Source organism: Myxococcus sp. NMCA1, assembly GCF_026810205.1.
Lineage (GTDB): Bacteria > Myxococcota > Myxococcia > Myxococcales > Myxococcaceae > Myxococcus > Myxococcus xanthus_A.
Genome location: NZ_CP113950.1, coordinates 2,262,581 through 2,278,311 on the forward strand (window position 1 = coordinate 2,262,581; position 15,731 = coordinate 2,278,311).

Here is a 15,731-nt window from a genome sequence, read left to right on the forward strand (position 1 = left end):
CCATCGGCGCTGGCGGCTCGCTGACGCGAACAGGCGCCTGCCCCACGGGCGCACCCCTCGCATCCCACGGACGTGGAGCCGGGGCAGCCGCCTGCATCACGGAAGCGTCGTGTCGTGCCTCAGGCGCGAAAGTTCGCGGGACTGGAGCGACCTCCCGGCGCTCCAGCGTTCGACTTCGCGGAACCTTCACCCATCCCCGCCGCGAGCTTGTCCACGCGGGCCAGCAGCTCGGGAATCGAACCACCCGGCGACAACTGGATGGCCTTGAGCAGCGCCATCTCCAGGGCCAGCCGAGGCTGGGCCGCACGCGACACGTCCCAGATGCAACCGTGCACCACGTCGAACAAGCGCGTGAGCTGCGCGGCCTCCGCGTCCTGGGCCAGCGCCATCAGCGCCTTCTGCTCGGACTCGGCCAGCTCGTCGGGCGCCTTGCCCAGCGTCTTGGTGACGAAGAGATGCCGCAGTTGGAAGGCCAGCTCCTCGGCCAGGCGCTTCAAGTCCAGGCCACGGTTGAAGACCTCCTCCACCCGCTCCAGCACCCGCTTCGCGTCCTTGTGGACGAGCGCATCGGCGAAGTCCTGCACCAACGTCCGGTCGATGGCGCCCAGCGCGTCGGCCACTTCCTCGTCGGAGGGGTTGGCGCCGCACGAGGCGAGCACCTGGTCCAGGAGGCTCAGCGCATCGCGCATGCCGCCTTCGGACTGGCGCACGACCAGCGACAGCGAGCGGTCGGAGATACCAGCGCCCTCCGCCTTGCAGATCTCCTGGAGACGCTGAAGCATCCGCGCCGCCGGAATCCGCCGGAAGTTGTGGCGCTGGCACCGCGACAGGATGGTGTCCGGGAGCTTGTGCGCCTCGGTGGTAGCGAAGATGAACTTCACGTGCCCGGGCGGCTCCTCCAGCGTCTTGAGCAGCGCGTTGAACGCCGCTCCCGACAGCATGTGGACCTCGTCGATGATGTAGATTTTGTGCCGGTCCCGCTGGGGCAGGTACTTCGCGTTCTCGCGAATCTCGCGGACGTTCTCGACGCCGTTGTTGGAGGCACCGTCGATTTCCGCGACGTCCACGCTGGTGCCGGCGGCAATCTCCGTGCAGGCACGGCACTCGCCACAGGGCTGGGCGGTGGGGCCCTTCTCACAGTTGAGCGCCTTGGCGAGCAGTCGCGCGGCCGTCGTCTTGCCCACGCCACGAGGTCCACAGAACAGGTACGCGTGCGCGACCCGGTCCATCTTGATGGCGTTCGCGACCGTCCGGACGACGTGCTCCTGTCCGGTCATGTCGTCGAACTTCTGTGGGCGCCATTTACGGGCGAGAACGAGGTAGCTCATGGGGGGCGTCATCTAAACACGGCGGCGTGAATGATCCATGTCGTTGCCCTCCCACGAGGTGGGATTCCACTCCCCGTCGGGCTCGGCCCCAGGGCGGGCAGACGAACGCTTCACGCCTTGCGTCCGGGAACGTGGGCGGGAAGAGTCGGCCGCGCCCGTGTCCGCCCCCCTTCTCGCCGCGCCCACTGATTCCATCCCGACACCCGAGCCCACCTCCCTGGCGCCCGGGGTCACGCCCCAAGTGGCGCCGGTCCGGAACTGGATGCGCTGGGTGCTGGGGGCAGTGGCGCTGCTGCCTGGCCTCATCGCGGTGGTGCAGTTGGGCCGCATCCACCCGGATGAGGTGTACCAGTCGCTGGAGCCCGCCTGGTGGCGTGTCCACGGCTACGGCGTCCTGGCCTGGGAGTGGCGTGACGGCCTCCGCAACTGGGCCGTGCCCGGCGTCCTGGCTGGCTTCCTCAAGCTGGCGGACCTGCTGGGCATCACCCACCCGCGGGCCTATCGCGTCGTGGTGGCCATTCCGCAGGTGGCCTTGCACGCCTGGAGTCTCTGGGCCGCGTACCGCTTCGCCCAGCGCCGAGCGGGGACCGCGGGTGGCCTGCTGTCGACGTTGCTCGTGGGGCTCTATGGACCACTGCTCGTCTTCGCGGGGCGCACCATGGCCGAGTCGATTTCCGCCTCGCTGCTCGTCGTCGCCGTGGAGGCGCTGGACCGGAGAGCGCGGCTCGCGAGGGCAGGGCTCGTGGGTGGCATGGCCCTGGGGCTGGCGGTGGTGGCCCGTTACCCGTCGGCCATCTTCGTCCTGGCGGCGCTGGTGTGGCTGGCGGCGGCGCGGCGGTGGCGACTGCTTGCCTTCACGTGCGCTGGAGGATTGGGCGTGGCGGTGGCGCTCGGCGCGCTGGACTGGGCGACGTGGGGCTCGCCGTTCCACTCCTTCTTCGCCTATGCCCGCTTCAACGTCTTCTCGGGCAAGGCCGCGGCTCAGTTCGGAGCGGACGCACCCAGCTTCTACGTGAAGCCGCTGCTCACCGCCGTGCCGCTCTGGGCCTGGGCCGCCGTGCCCGTTGGAATCGCCGCGCTTCGCCAGCACCGCGCCCTGTCCCTGCCGGTGTGGTGCGCCGCCGTGTACACCGGCGTGCTCCTGGCCACCGCGCACAAGGAGGAGCGCTTCCTCTATCCTGGCCTGGTGCTGGGCGTGCTGGCCGCGGCGCCACCCGTGGCGGCGGGCCTCGTCCAGCTTGCGCGGCCAGCCGGGCGGTGGGGCCTGGCCGGGCTCGCGCTGGTCACAAGCATGTCCGCGGCCGCCTTCTTCCCATCCGGGGACCTGCGGGCAGACCAGTTCCGCGCGATTGTCGCCGCCACCCGGGGCAATGCGCGGGGACTGCTCATCGTCAATGAGGGCCTGTGGGGCTCGGGCGGCTTCTTCTACCTGGGGAAGCAGATTCCCTGGCTGACCTGTGACTGGCCCCACGACGGCGCGTTCCAACGCGCGCTGCGGGACAGGACGTTCAACCGCGCCGTCACCTTCGAGGACCGCGCGCTCGCCGAGCTCCAGGCCGGCGGCTTCCAAATCGTCCGGAAGGTGGGCCGCGAGACGATTCTCTCCCGCGAGTAGGGGAGGGGAGCGGCCAGCCCGCAAAGGCGAAGAGCCGGTGCCCTTGACAGGACACCGGCTCTTCAAAAAGGACGGCCGGGACACACGCGGAAGTACGCTACCGTTGCTTCCTTCCGGACCTGGCGGGGTTCACGCCCCCACGTTGTCCCGACCATAAAGAATGTAACCACGTACTGCAGAAACAACAACGGAGAGGGTGGGATTCGAACCCACGATACCCTTTCAGATATACACGCGTTCCAGGCGTGCGCCTTCAACCGCTCGGCCACCTCTCCAAAAATCTGGAGCGGAGAGCGTAGGATTCGAACCTACGATACCGTTACCGGTATGCCTGATTTCGAGTCAGGTGCCTTCGACCACTCGGCCAGCTCTCCAGTATTCAATTGTCACGTTTCTTCGCGCGCAAGCGCCCGAAAAACGTCTTCAAAAGCAGGCGACTCTCGTCCGCCAGGATACCACTCGTGACTTGGAGCCGGTGATTGTGTCGAGGCTCTTCGACCAGGTTGTACAGCGAACCCACCGCACCCGCTTTCGGATCGAAGGCACCGAAAACGAGTCGTGTCACGCGAGACTGCACCAGACCTCCGGCGCACATGGCACATGGCTCAAGCGTCACATACAGGGTGACACCCGAGAGCCGCCAGGCACCGATTTTCCGGGCTGCGGCATCCATTGCCAACATTTCTGCGTGAGCGAGCGGATTGCGGTCCACTTCGCGGCGATTGAAACCAGCGCCAACGACTTCACCGTTGAACACCGCCACCGCACCTACGGGGACCTCTCCGAGTTCCGCTGCTTCCCGCGCGAGCGATAGCGCCTGCTGCATGAAAGCTTCGTCACTCATGGAGAACTGCTCGAAAGAAGTGGCGCTCCCTGGAGGATTCGAACCTCCGGCCTTCGGATTCGTAGTCCGACGCTCTATCCAGCTGAGCTAAGGGAGCATTTCTTCCGGCGCTGCTACAACAACAAGTGGCGGAGAGAGAGGGATTCGAACCCTCGATACCCTTTCGAGTATGCAGGTTTAGCAAACCTGTGCCTTCAGCCTCTCGGCCATCTCTCCAACTCTTCTCTGTCAAAGAGCCAACAAATTCAAGAACAAAAACTCGGAGGCGGTAGGATTCGAACCTACGGAGAGCTTTCACCCTCTGCGGTTTTCAAGACCGCTGCCTTCAACCGCTCGGCCACGCCTCCATACCACCGGGGCCGACTTGGCACCCCCCGGACCGACGTCCGTGGGGCCGCCCTTCTACCTGATTCTTCGCGCGTTGCAAGCCGGATTCAGACTCAAATCGGTTTCAGTTCCTTCAAGCCGCCCATGTACGGCACCAACGCCTCCGGAATGGCCACGCTTCCGTCCTCGCGCTGGTAGTTCTCCAGGATGGCGATGGTCGTCCGGCCTACCGCCAGGCCGCTGCCGTTGAGCGTGTGGGCGAGCTGGGGCTTGTCCCCCCTCTGGGCTCGGTAGCGAATCTTCGCCCGGCGGGCCTGGAAGTCGCCGCAGTCGGAGCAGGACGAAATCTCCCGGTAGCTGTTCTGTCCGGGGAGCCAGACCTCGATGTCGTACGTCTTCCGGGCGCTGAAGCCCATGTCTCCGGTGCACAGGAGCATGACGCGGTGGTGGAGGCCCAGGCGGCGGAGGATGTCGCAGGCGTCGTCCGTCATGGCCTCGAGTTCGTCCAGGCTCTTCTCCTGGTGGGCGAACTTCACCAGCTCCACCTTGTGGAACTGGTGCTGACGGATGAGGCCGCGGGTGTCCTTGCCGGCGGCGCCCGCCTCGGCCCGGAAGCTGGGGCTGAAGGCGCAGTAGCGGATGGGCAGGGACTCGCCCTCGAGGATTTCGTCCGCGTGGTAGTTGGTGACGGGCACTTCCGCGGTGGGGATGAGGAAGCGCTCCGGTTCGCCCAGCGTCTTGAAGGCGTCGTCCTCGAACTTGGGGAGCTGACCGGTGCCCATCATCGTCTCGCGCAGCACCAGGTAGGGCGGGAGCAGCTCCGTGTAGCCCTTGCTGGTGTGCACGTCGATCATGAAGGTGACGAGCGCCCGCTCCAGCCGGGCCAGCGCGCCCTTGTAGAAGGTGAAGCGGCTGCCAGACACCTTGGCGGCGCGCTCGAAGTCGAGCATGCCCAGCTTCTCACCCAGCTCGAAGTGCTGCTTGGGCGCGAAGAGCAGGTCGGGCTTCTGTCCCCAGATGCTCACCTGGACGTTGTCCTCGGCGCCGCCGCCCTCGGGGACGGATTCATGGGGCACGTTGGGGATGAGCAGGAGGATGCGGTTGAGCTCCTCCTCCACGTCCTTGAGGCGCGCTTCCTTCTCCTTGATTTCCTGGGAGACGGCGCGGAGGTCGCCGCGGAGCGCGTCGAGCGCCTTCGGGTCCTCCTTCGCCTTGCGCTTCATCTCCTCGTTGGCGGCGTTGCGGCGCGCGGCCAGCGACTCCACGGAGACATACAGCTCGCGGCGCTCGGCGAAGAGCCGCTGGAAGGGGCCCAAATCCAGGTTGCCGCCCCGCGTCTTGAGCCGGGCGACCACCGCATCAAAGTTCTGCGCAACGTTCCGGAGGTCCAGCATGGAGCACGCCTTGTAGTCACCCCGGGTGAGGCCAGCAAGGTTCCTCGCGTCTGGGGTGCTCAAGGCCGGACGCCGAGCGCCCCTCCGCCCTGACTCCGTGGGGGAGGGGAGGCGCCGGGCGCAGAGACGTCCGGCGGACGACGACCTCAGTTCTGCAAGTCGTAGATTTCGTCCTCGATGTCCTTCTTGTCGGTCGCGTCCGGTTTGCGGGAGAGGTAGTCCTTGAAGGCCTGCACGGCCTCCCGGCGCTTGTTGCGCTCCTTATAGGCGAAGCCCAGGTAGTAGTAGGCCATGGGATTCTCCGAATCGAGGCTGGTGGCCTTGCGGTACCAGTCGATGGCCTTGGCGTGCTGGGCCTGCTCGGTGAAGGCGCGGGCCACCTTGTAATAGACGTAGGTGAGCTTGGGGTCCGCCTTCAGGGCCGACTGGTACCGCTTGATGGCGTCGTTCCAGCGCGCGGCGGCGAAGTACGTATCACCAATGGAGCCCAGCACCCGCGTGCGGCGGGGGTCGGCCTTGAGGCTGGCCTCGAACGAGGTGATGGCCTCGTCGAACTGGCTGCCCTCCAGCAGCGCATGACCGAGCGCCTCGTGGGCGTCCGCGTGGGTGCCATCCAGCTCCACCGTCTTGCGCCACGCGCTCATGGCGTCCGGCAGGTTCTTCGCGTCCCGCAGGATGACGCCGTAGGCGTAGTGGTAGTCGGGGCGGTTGGGGGCCCGCTCCACGGCCTTGCGCATGTTGTCCAGCGCCTGGGTGAACTCCAGCCGCTTCGCCTTCACCAGCGCCAGGTAGTAGAGCGCCTCGTGGTTGGAGGGCTCGTTGCTCAGCGCGAGGCCCAGGTTGCTCTCCGCGCCCGGCAAATCGCCCCGCTCCAGCAGCACGGCGCCCAGCGTAATCGGGATGGTGGTGGAGCGCGGGTCCTCCGTCTTGGCCTTCTCCAGCTCCGCCACGGCCTCTTCCAACTGCCCCAGGCGCCACAGCACGAGCCCGCGCTGCAGCCGGCCGTCCTTCAACAGGTGCGGGTCCAACTCCAGGGCGCGGTTGGCCTCCGCCTTCGCCGTCTCCAGGTCGTCCGTCAGCAGGGCCACGCGGGACAGGCCCAGGTGGGCGTCCGCCAGGATGGGGTCGAGCTTCACGGAGCGTTCGAACTCCTGCTGGGCCAGCAGCGTGTTGTTCTCCGCCAGGGCCAGCTCGCCGAGGCCCGCGCGCACGCCCGCGTTCTCCGGTGCCTTCTTCGCCGCCTCCTCCAGCTGAGGCCGCGCCTCCGCGTTGCGGCGCTGGGCCAGGTAGAAGCGGCCCAGGTAGAGGCGGGCCTCCACCAGGTTGTCGTCCGCGGCGATGGCGCGCTTGTAGTGGCCCTCCGCGTCGGAGAGGTTGTCGAGCGCGTCCTCGATGCGCCCGTAGAGGTAGGCGATGCGCGCCTCGTTGGGGAACACGCCGTTGGCCTTCTTCACGGCCTCCAGCGCGTCCTGCATCTTCCCGGTCATCACCAGCGCGGTAATGTGGCCGTCCGCGAACTCCAGGTTGTTGGGCTCCTCGGTCGCCAGCGCCTTGTAGATGGGCAGGGCGCCCTCGAAGTTGCGCTGGGCGCGCAGCACCCGCGCCAACTGGCCCCGGAGGAAGGTGGACTTCGCGTCCATCTCCAGGGCGGCCTTGAGCTCGGCCTCGGCCTCCTTCGGCTGGTGCTTCTGGAACATCGCCACGCCCTTGAGGCCGCGGGCGCGCGCCAGCTCCGCGGGGCCCAGCGCGGACTGGACGTCCTCGGCCAGCGCCCGCTCAACGGCCTCCGTGCCCTTCGCCACGTCCTTGCGGACCAGCAGCTCCACCGCGGCCAGCTCCACCGCGGAGGCCACGTGCTTCGGGTCCGCTTCCAGGGCCGCGGCATAGGCGGCGGCGGCTTCGTCGGCGCGGTCGGCGGCCTGGTGCAGGTTGCCCACGGCGTGGTGAGCCTTGGCGGACTTGGGGTTCTTCACCAGCACCTTGTTCAGCGTGTCCAGGGCGCGCTTCTCGTCGCGCTTCTGCGAGTAGGCCTCGGCCAGCAGGAAGGCCAGCTCCAGGTCGCCCTGGGTATCCTCGCGGCCGTAGGCGCCGCTCAGGGTGGGGATGACTGAGTCCGCCTGCCGGGAGGTGAGCGCGATCGCCGCGGACGCCTTGATGACGTCCACGTCCTTCTCTCCCAGGAACTCGATGTCCGCCATGTCCTGGCGGCAGCGGCTCATCTCGTTCGGATTGCCCGCGGCGTAGCGGCGCTGGAGGTAGTAGACGGACTGGCACCACAGCGAGCGCACCTCCGGGTACTCCTTCTGCGCGAGCACCTTGGCGCTGAGCTCGCGGGCCTGCTTGTAGCTGGCGAAGGTGTCCGTGAGCAGCGCCTGCTTCGCGTCCGCCACCTGCTTCGCCTCGGCTGAGCCGTCGGAGAGGCGGGTGGGGAAGAGGGCGCGGCGGCCGAAGGCCCCGTAGCGCGTGCCGAACTCCGTGCCCGCGCCGATGCCCGCCACCACCACAGCGACACCCGCGGCAATCATCAGCGGGACGCGCTTCTTCCACTTCTCCGTGTTGCCGCTGCGGTCCACCACGGACACCGCGGCCATGCGGCCTTCATAGAGCTGCTCCAGCCGCTTCATGTTGGCCTGCGGGCTGGCGCCGTCCACGCGGGGCGCGTCGATGACGGCCGCCGCGGGCGCCGCGGTGGGCGTCACCAGCTTGGCGGGGCCTTCCATCAGCCGCTGGATGGCGGCGGCGAAGGTGGGCACCGTGCCGATGGCGGACCAGGTCTCCGAGTCCAGCGACACGTCCTCGTTCCCGAGGAGCTGCCCGTCCTCGAGCATCTTGACGATGACGCCCTCGTCGAACGGGCCGAACACCTTGCCCGAGCGCCGGCGGACGTGGAAACGGCGCACCTTGGTGCCCGCCTGGGCGCCGCCGTCCTTACCCGCGGCGTCGTCGATGAAGGACAGCATCTCCAGGCCGTCCGCGGGGCCCGCGTTGGGCGGCGGCGGCAGCGGGTCGGAGAGGTCCGCTTCCAGGTCGTCATCCGGCCGGGCGGTCGGGTCGAACTCGAGCGAGTCCGGGATGCCGGGCGAAGAAGGCGCGCCGAAGTCCACGTCACCGAAGTCCACGGCCGGGTTGACGGCGACGGCTGGCGCGGGGGCCGGAGGCTCCGAGAAGTCGATGGCGAACGGGTCCGCACCAGGCGCTGGCGCGGAGCCGAAATCGGCAGCGAACGGATCCGCCGCGGGGGCCGGTGGGGCGCTGAAGTCGACGGCGAACGGGTCCGCACCGGGCGCGGGCGGCTCGTTGAAGTCGAACGACAGGTCCGGTGCGGCGGGGGCCGGCAGGTCCGCGAACTCGAGGGCCTGGGGCGCGGCGGGCGCGGGCAGGTCGGAGAAGTCCGCTCCCGGAGGGGGCAGTGCGAACGGATCGGCGTTCGCGGGGACGGGCAGTTCGCCGAAGTCGAAGGACGGCGCTCCCGCTGCGGGCGGAGGCATCGCGTAGGGCGAGGCCTCGGGCGCGGACGGCATCGCGTACACGTCCGGCGCGAAGGCGTCCGTCTGGGGCGCCATGTCCGGCGGAGGCAGGGCGAACGGGTCGTCCACCGGGGCGGCCGGCTGCGCGTAGGCCGCAGGGGGCGGCAGGGCGAAGGGGTCTTCCTGGGGCGGCTGGGCCTGGGCGGCACCGCTGGAGGATTCGATGTCGAAGGCGAACGCGTCCTCGGCGGGCGGAGCCTCGACGGGAACGGGCAGGGCGTCATCGGCGAAATCGAAGTCCCTGGCGGTGCTCGCGGGCGCGTTCACGCCGTAGCCCTGTGCGGCGTCCTCGACGGGGGCTTCGACGGTCTCGAAGTCGAAGTCGCGCGCCGTTCCCGCGGGTTCATTCACGCCGTAGCCCGACGCCGGAGCGGCGGGCGGCTCGCGGTAGGCGTCGCTCGGCAGCGGAATGGAGACGACGCGCGTCACCTCGCGGGTGTCCCGGACCGGCTCGCCAAAGTCGTCGCCGAACGCGTCCATGTCGGACGGGCCACCTGCCTGCGGCATGGCCGCGGCGGCCTCCGCGGGCGAGCTCATGTCGAAGGCGAAGGCGTCCTCCTCGGGCGCGGCGCCCGGGAGGGGCATGGCGGCCTGTTCGGGCTCGCTCATGTCGAAGCCGAACGGGTCGGCCTCGGGAGCGCTTCCCGGCAGCGGGACGCTGGCGGCCTGTTCGGGCACGCTCATGTCGAAGGCGAACGGGTCGGCCTCCGGGGCACCTCCCGGCAACGGGATGGCGGCGGCCTGTTCGGGCTCGCCCATGTCGAAGGCGAACGGGTCGGCCTCCGGGGCACCTCCCGGCAGGGGAATGGCGGTGGGCTGAGGCGCGGCCGCGCCGGGCAGGGGAATGGCGGCGGCGTGGGGCGCGGCGCCGAACGCCTCGGGAGCGCCCGGCAGCGGAATGGCTGCGGACGGTGCGGACGCGGCACCGGGCAACGGGATGGCGGCGGCTTGCGCGGACGCCGCACCCGGTAGCGGGATGGCGCCCGTGGACGCGGGGGCGCCAGGGAGTGGAATCGCGGCGGAGTGGGTCGGCGCGGCGCCCGGCAGCGGGATGGCACCCGCGGACGCGGGGGCGCCAGGGAGCGGAATGGCTGCGGACGCGGGGGCGCCAGGGAGCGGAATCGCGGCGGAGTGGGTCGGCGCGGCGCCCGGCAGCGGGATGGCGGCGGCTTGCGCGGACGCGGCACCGGGCAACGGGATGGCGGCGGCTTGCGCGGACACGGCACCCGGCAGCGGGATGGCGGCGGTCAGGGGCGCGGCGGACGTGGCACCCGGCAGCGGGATGGCGGTGGCCTGTGCGGGCTCGGCGGGAGCAGGCGCCGAGGGCGCGCTCACTGCTTCGAGCTTGATGGGGAAGGTGGTCTGGCACCGGGCGCACTTGAGCTTCGCGCCGCCCGGCGGGATCCGCTTGTCATCGATGTTGTAGTTCGTCTGGCAAGACGGGCAGGAGACTTTCATGGGGTTCCGAGCTCGCGAGAGGGGGACCGAGCGCCTTCGCGGTGCTCGCAGGCTACCAGAGGCGTTTCCAGCCCGGAAAGAACGCGCACGAGGAGGTTGAAGCGCACCCTCCCGGGCAAGCGGGCGAGGGCTCTCGCCTTCCACCGGTGCGCACGCCGCGTTCGATTCGCCGTTCCCGGAGTGGAAGGTGGTAGACCCGCCCCTCAATGGAACCCATTGTCATCCTGGGCGCGGGCCTCGCGGGCCTCTCCACCGCCCACTTCCTGAACAAGCCCTGGCGCCTCATCGAGAAGTCCGACCGTGTCGGCGGCCTCATCAAGACCGAGGTCATCCAGGGGTGTTATTTTGACCCCACCGGTCACTGGCTCCACCTGCGCGACCCGGAAATCCAGGCCCTGGTGAACACGCTGTGGCTGCCGGAGCAGATGGTCCGCATCCAGCGCAAGGCCGGCATCTTCACGCGCGGAGTCTTCACCCGCTTCCCGTACCAGGTGAACACCCACGGTCTGCCGCCGGAGGTGGTGGCGGAGAACCTCACCGGCTACGTGGAGGCCGTCTACGGTGAGAAGGGCCGCGAGCTGCGCGAGCGCGAGCCGCGCAACTTCGAGGAGTTCATCCTCCGCTACATGGGCGAGGGCTTCGCGAAGAACTTCATGGTGCCCTACAACCAGAAGCTGTGGACGGTGCACCCGCGTGAGATGTCCGCCGCCTGGGTGGGCCGCTTCGTGCCCCGTCCCAACCTCAAGGAAGTGGTGGACGGCGCGCTGGGCGCTGGCAGCGATGCGGTCGGCTACAACGCGTCGTTCCTGTACCCGCGTGAGGGCGGCATCGAGAGCCTCGCCCGCGCCATGCTGAGCCACCTGAAGGGCGGCCAGCTCAGCACCCACACCGAGCCCACCGCCATTGACTGGAAGGCCCGGAAGGTGACGCTGTCCGACGGGAGCGTGCAGCCCTATGCGGGGCTGGTGTCCAGCATCTCCCTGCCTGGGTTGGTGAAGCTGCTGGCGAAGGGCGAGGCCGGCGTGCCCGACACGGTGCAGGACGCGGCGAAGCAGCTGCGCGCCACCACCGTCACCTACGTGGCCGTGGGCGCCAAGGGAGCCAACCGCCAGCCCTGGCATTGGATCTACCTGCCGGAGCCGGAGTTCCACACGTACCGCATCGGCTCGCCCTCCGCGGTGTACGCGCCGCTGGCGCCGCCGGATACGTCCACCTTCTACGTGGAGTACAGCCACCACGGCGAGCTGTCCCCGGCCGCGGCGGAGAAGTACGCGGTGGAGGACCTGGTGCGCTCGCAGATGATTCACGCTGCGGACGACATCCTCTTCGCCCAGGCGCGCGAGATTCCCCACGCCTACGTGCTCTACGACGACGCCTACGGACCGGCGAAGTCTGAGATTCTGCGCTTCCTGGAGCATGCCGGAATCCAGATTGCCGGCCGCTATGGGCAGTGGGAGTACTCCTCCATGGAGGACGCCATCCTCGCCGGGCGTGCGTGCGCGAGGACACTCAACGGTTGACATCCCCTTCGCCCACCCGTCGCATTGTGTCGACGGGTGGCTTGGGGCGTGTTAGCCATCTCTGTTCGAGTTCATGGCCCCGCACCTCACCGTCGTCATCCCTGTCTACAACGAGGAGTCCATCATCGCCTCGGCGGCGGAGGAGTTGCGCCAGGGGCTGGATGCGCGCGGGCTCGACTACGAAATCATCTTCGCGGAGAACGGCTCGCGCGACGCCACGCCGGCCATCCTCGAAGAGCTGTGCGCGAACAATCCGCGCCTGCGCTGGTTCCACTCGGAGACGCCCAACTACGGCGTGGCGCTCAAGGCCGGCATCCTCAAGGCCCGGGGCACCTACGTCATCTGCGATGAAATCGACCTGTGCGACCTGACCTTCTACGACGCGGCGCTGCCGCGGCTGGAGCGGGGTGAGGCGGACATGGTGGTGGGCTCCAAGGCGGCCAAGGGCGCCAGTGACCAGCGCCCGCTGATTCGCCGCGCGGCCACGCGGGTGCACAACAAGCTGCTGAAGGTGGCGCTGGGCTTCCAGGGCACGGACACGCACGGCCTGAAGGCGTTCCGCCGCGAGGCGCTGCTGCCCGTCATCCAGAAGTGCGTGGTGGACATGGACGTGTTCGCCAGCGAGTTCGTCATCCGCGCGTGGCGCGAGGGCCTGCGGGTGATGGAGATTCCCATCCAGCTTCACGAGAAGCGCCAGCCCTCCATTCACCTGTTCAAGCGCGTGCCCAACGTGCTCAAGAACGTGGGCAAGCTGTTCTACGTCATCCGCGTCCGCGGGACCTGAGCCGGGGAGGGCGCACCGTGCGGCTGGCGTCCATCTCCGTCGACCTCGACTCGCTGCCCCACTACTGCCGCATCCACGGCCTGCCGGAGTCGTTGCTGGGCGCCCGCGCCCGCTCGCTGGTGCACGCGGTGGCGGTGCCTCGCTTCCGGGAACTGCTGGACGGGCTGGGCATTCCGGGGACCTTCTTCGTCATCGGTGAGGACCTGGAGTCCGACCCGGTCGCCGTGGCGGGCATGCGCGCGTCCCACGAGGCGGGCATCGAGGTGGCCAGCCACAGCCACGCCCATGACTACGCGCTGACACGCCGGGGCCCCGAGGCCATCCACGCGGACCTGGCGCGCGCGGACGCCGCCATTCTCGCGGCCACGGGTGTGCGGCCGGAGGGTTTCCGCGCGCCGGGCTACACGCTGAACGCGGACCTGTACGCGGCCACCGCGGCGCAGGGCTACCGGTATGGCTCCTCGGCGTTCCCCGCCGTGCCGTACTACCTGGCGAAGGCGGCGGTGATGGGGGCCCTGTCGGTGCTGGGGCGTCCGTCCCGCTCCGTGCTGGATACGCCCCGTGTGCTGCTGGCGCCTCGGGTGCCGTACCGGCCCGACCCGGCGCAGCCCTACCGGCGGGGCTCGGGCACCGTGCTGGAGCTGCCCATGACGGTGACGCCCGCGCTGCGTTTCCCCCTCATCGGCACCTTCGCCACCACGCTGCCCCGCGCGTCCCTGCATGCGCTGTGGCGCACGTGCCGCCGGGATACCTTCTTCAACTTCGAACTGCACGGCGTGGACGTGCTGGACGCGTCGGACGGGATTCCCCCGGAGCTGGTGCGGCAGCAGCGGGATTTGCGCGTCAGCGCCACCCAGAAGATGGCGCGCCTGCGCGAGGTGTTCGGCTGGCTGAAGTCGGAGCGCGAGGTCCTCACGCTGCGCGACGTCGCCGGGCGCCTGTCGGCCTCGGTGTAAGGCATTCCCACGAGGGCACCTGTCCAACAGCGCACGTCCCTGCCGTGCCTGGGTGTCCGTGGGGCACGCTTGCTACGCCAGGGGGAGGGCTTCCGCCGACGGACCCTCCCGGCGGCGGGGCCGGTGGTGTAAAGAGCCCCCATGCTGGAGAACGTCACCGACCGAGTGAAGAAGGGCCTGCGCGAGTGGACGGACCGGCTGGCCAACAACGAGCAGAAGCAGCGGCTCGATGGCCTGGCGCGCCCGGGTAACGAGTATGGGGTGGACCCGTTTGGGTTCGATTTGGACTACAGCCTGTCCGCGGTGGCCCCGCTCCTGTGGCTCTACCGGAACTACTTCCGCGTGGAGACGTTCGGCATCGAGCACGTGCCCGCCGGTCGGGTGCTGCTGGTGTCCAACCACTCCGGCCAGCTGCCCATGGATGGCGCGATGATTGGCGTGGCGATGATGCTGGATGCCAGCCCGCCCCGCGTCATCCGCAGCATGGTGGAGAAGTGGGTGTCGTCGCTCCCGTACGTGTCCACCTTCATGGCCCGCGTGGGGCAGATTGTTGGCACGCCGGAGAACTGCCGGCGGCTGCTGGAGTCGGAGGAGGCCATCCTCGTCTTCCCCGAGGGCACGCGCGGCATCAACAAGCTGTGGCCCCAGCGTTACCAGCTCCAGGAGTTCGGCTTGGGCTTCATGCGCCTGGCGCTGGAGACGAACACGCCCATCGTCCCCGTGGCCGTCATTGGCGCGGAGGAGCAGGCTCCGGCGCTGATGGACCTGAAGCCGGTGGCGAAGCTCCTGGGCTTCCCGTCCTTCCCCATCACCCCCACGGGCCTGCCCATTCCCCTGCCCACGAAGTACCGCATCTACTTCGGGGAGCCGCTGCACTTCTCCGGGCGCCCGGACGACGAGGACAGTGAGCTGGACAAGAAGGTTCGCACCGTGAAGGCGTCCATCCAATCCATGCTCCATCAGGGCCTCAAGGAGCGTCAGGGCGTGTTCTGGTGAGCGCTAAACGCGGCGGTGCTAAAGAGGGGAGTTCCATGAAACCGGCCGTCGTCGTCACGGGCATCAGCGGCAACCTCGGCCGCACCCTCGCGAAGCTGCTGCACAAGCACGAGCGCATCATCGGCATCGACCGGCGGCCCTTCGCGGGAAGGCCGAAGGACGTCGAGATGTACGAGCTCGACCTCCGCAAGAAGAAGGCGGAGGACGTCTTCCGGAAGAACGAAATCCGCGCCGTCATCCACATGGGCATCATGCATGACCCCCGGATGAGTGAAGAGGAGCACCACTCCTTCAACGTCGTGGGTACCACGCGCCTGCTGGAGTACTGCGCGAAGTACGGCGTGAAGAAGGTCGTCGTCCTGTCCTCGGCCAACGTCTACGGGCCCAGCCCGGACAACTCGAACTTCCTCACGGAAGACGCGCCGTTGATGGCCGCCAGTCGCTTCTCCGGCGTGCGCGACCTCATCGAAGTGGACATGCTGGCGCACAGCTTCTTCTGGAAGCACCCGCACATCGAGACGGTCATCCTCCGGCCGGTCCACATCGTCGGGCCCACCATCAAGAACGCGCCGTCCAACTACCTGCGCATGCGCAGGCCCTGGATGATGGCGGGCTTCGACCCCATGGTGCAGCTCATCCATGTGGAGGACGTCGCTCGCGCCATGGTGGAGGCGCTCCGCCCGGAGCCCAAGGGCGTCTACAACGTCGTGGGCCCCGGCGAGGTCCCCCTGTCCGCGGTGATGCGCGAGCTGGGCAATACCCCCATCCCCGTGCCGCACCCCGTGGCCCGGCCGCTGCTGGGTATGCTGTTCAAGTACCGGCTGGCCAACTTCCCGCCGCCGGAGTTGGACCACATCCAGTTCCTATGTGCGGTGGACGGCAGCCGCTGGGTGAAGGACGTGGCCTGGAAGCCGCGCCACTCCATGCGCGACACCATCCGCTCCGTCCAGGGCGACTAGCTGCTGGAAAGTCCGAGGCCCCC

General features: G+C 68.8%; 10 protein-coding genes, 5 tRNA genes and 1 other RNA gene. 6 read left to right on the plus strand and 10 right to left on the minus strand.

Features of this window, described 5'->3' with window-relative positions; genetic code table 11:
* Positions 1-119: 119 nt before the first annotated feature.
* On the minus strand, positions 120-1,328 hold the full coding sequence (gene dnaX, locus OZ403_RS09690) for a DNA polymerase III subunit gamma/tau (protein ID WP_140789064.1): 1,209 nt from the start codon (positions 1,326-1,328) through the stop codon (positions 120-122).
* A 37-nt stretch (positions 1,329-1,365) separates the two neighbouring features.
* Here dnaX and OZ403_RS09695 point away from each other — a divergent pair, with 37 nt between their 5' ends.
* The gene (locus tag OZ403_RS09695; protein WP_442929768.1) at positions 1,366-2,943 is read left to right on the plus strand and encodes a mannosyltransferase; all 1,578 of its coding nucleotides are present in this window, start codon (positions 1,366-1,368) and stop codon (positions 2,941-2,943) included.
* Positions 2,944-3,008: 65 nt separating this feature from the next.
* Here the strand turns inward: OZ403_RS09695 and ffs are convergent.
* The 9 genes from ffs to OZ403_RS09740 all read right to left on the minus strand — a co-directional run bounded on the left by ffs (position 3,009) and on the right by OZ403_RS09740 (position 10,493).
* Positions 3,009-3,101, minus strand: an RNA gene (ffs, locus tag OZ403_RS09700) — signal recognition particle sRNA small type.
* A 30-nt stretch (positions 3,102-3,131) separates the two neighbouring features.
* Positions 3,132-3,218, minus strand: a tRNA-Ser gene (locus tag OZ403_RS09705).
* 12 nt (positions 3,219-3,230) lie between these two features.
* Positions 3,231-3,317 (minus strand) — tRNA-Ser (locus tag OZ403_RS09710).
* 5 nt (positions 3,318-3,322) lie between these two features.
* A complete protein-coding gene (tadA, locus tag OZ403_RS09715) occupies positions 3,323-3,787 on the minus strand; it encodes a tRNA adenosine(34) deaminase TadA (protein ID WP_140789068.1) in 465 nt (154 codons plus the stop codon).
* A 20-nt stretch (positions 3,788-3,807) separates the two neighbouring features.
* Positions 3,808-3,884: transfer RNA gene (locus OZ403_RS09720), tRNA-Arg, on the minus strand.
* Positions 3,885-3,913: 29 nt separating this feature from the next.
* Positions 3,914-4,003 (minus strand) — tRNA-Ser (locus OZ403_RS09725).
* Positions 4,004-4,047: 44 nt separating this feature from the next.
* Positions 4,048-4,134 (minus strand) — tRNA-Ser (locus OZ403_RS09730).
* A 93-nt stretch (positions 4,135-4,227) separates the two neighbouring features.
* On the minus strand, positions 4,228-5,508 hold the full coding sequence (serS, locus tag OZ403_RS09735; RefSeq protein ID WP_140796396.1) for a serine--tRNA ligase: 1,281 nt from the start codon (positions 5,506-5,508) through the stop codon (positions 4,228-4,230).
* Positions 5,509-5,654: 146 nt separating this feature from the next.
* A complete protein-coding gene (locus OZ403_RS09740; protein WP_268784028.1) occupies positions 5,655-10,493 on the minus strand; it encodes a tetratricopeptide repeat protein in 4,839 nt (1,612 codons plus the stop codon).
* Between the two features lie 206 nt (positions 10,494-10,699).
* On the opposite strand from OZ403_RS09740, the gene OZ403_RS09745 reads away from it, so the two are divergent.
* The 5 genes from OZ403_RS09745 (at position 10,700) to OZ403_RS09765 (ending at position 15,708) form a co-directional block, all read left to right on the plus strand.
* Positions 10,700-12,013, plus strand: a complete 1,314-nt coding sequence (locus OZ403_RS09745; RefSeq protein ID WP_140853545.1) for a protoporphyrinogen/coproporphyrinogen oxidase — start codon at positions 10,700-10,702, stop codon at positions 12,011-12,013.
* Positions 12,014-12,086: 73 nt separating this feature from the next.
* Positions 12,087-12,797, plus strand: coding sequence for a glycosyltransferase family 2 protein (locus tag OZ403_RS09750; protein WP_140789074.1), 711 nt, complete (start codon positions 12,087-12,089; stop codon positions 12,795-12,797).
* Positions 12,798-12,814: 17 nt separating this feature from the next.
* The gene (locus OZ403_RS09755) at positions 12,815-13,753 is read left to right on the plus strand and encodes a polysaccharide deacetylase family protein (protein WP_268784029.1); all 939 of its coding nucleotides are present in this window, start codon (positions 12,815-12,817) and stop codon (positions 13,751-13,753) included.
* Between the two features lie 141 nt (positions 13,754-13,894).
* The gene (locus OZ403_RS09760) at positions 13,895-14,749 is read left to right on the plus strand and encodes a lysophospholipid acyltransferase family protein (protein ID WP_140789079.1); all 855 of its coding nucleotides are present in this window, start codon (positions 13,895-13,897) and stop codon (positions 14,747-14,749) included.
* Positions 14,750-14,784: 35 nt separating this feature from the next.
* Positions 14,785-15,708 carry an SDR family oxidoreductase gene (locus OZ403_RS09765; protein ID WP_011552040.1) on the plus strand — a complete coding sequence of 308 codons (924 nt, stop codon included), beginning with the start codon at positions 14,785-14,787 and terminating at the stop codon, positions 15,706-15,708.
* The last annotated feature ends 23 nt before the right edge of the window (positions 15,709-15,731 follow it).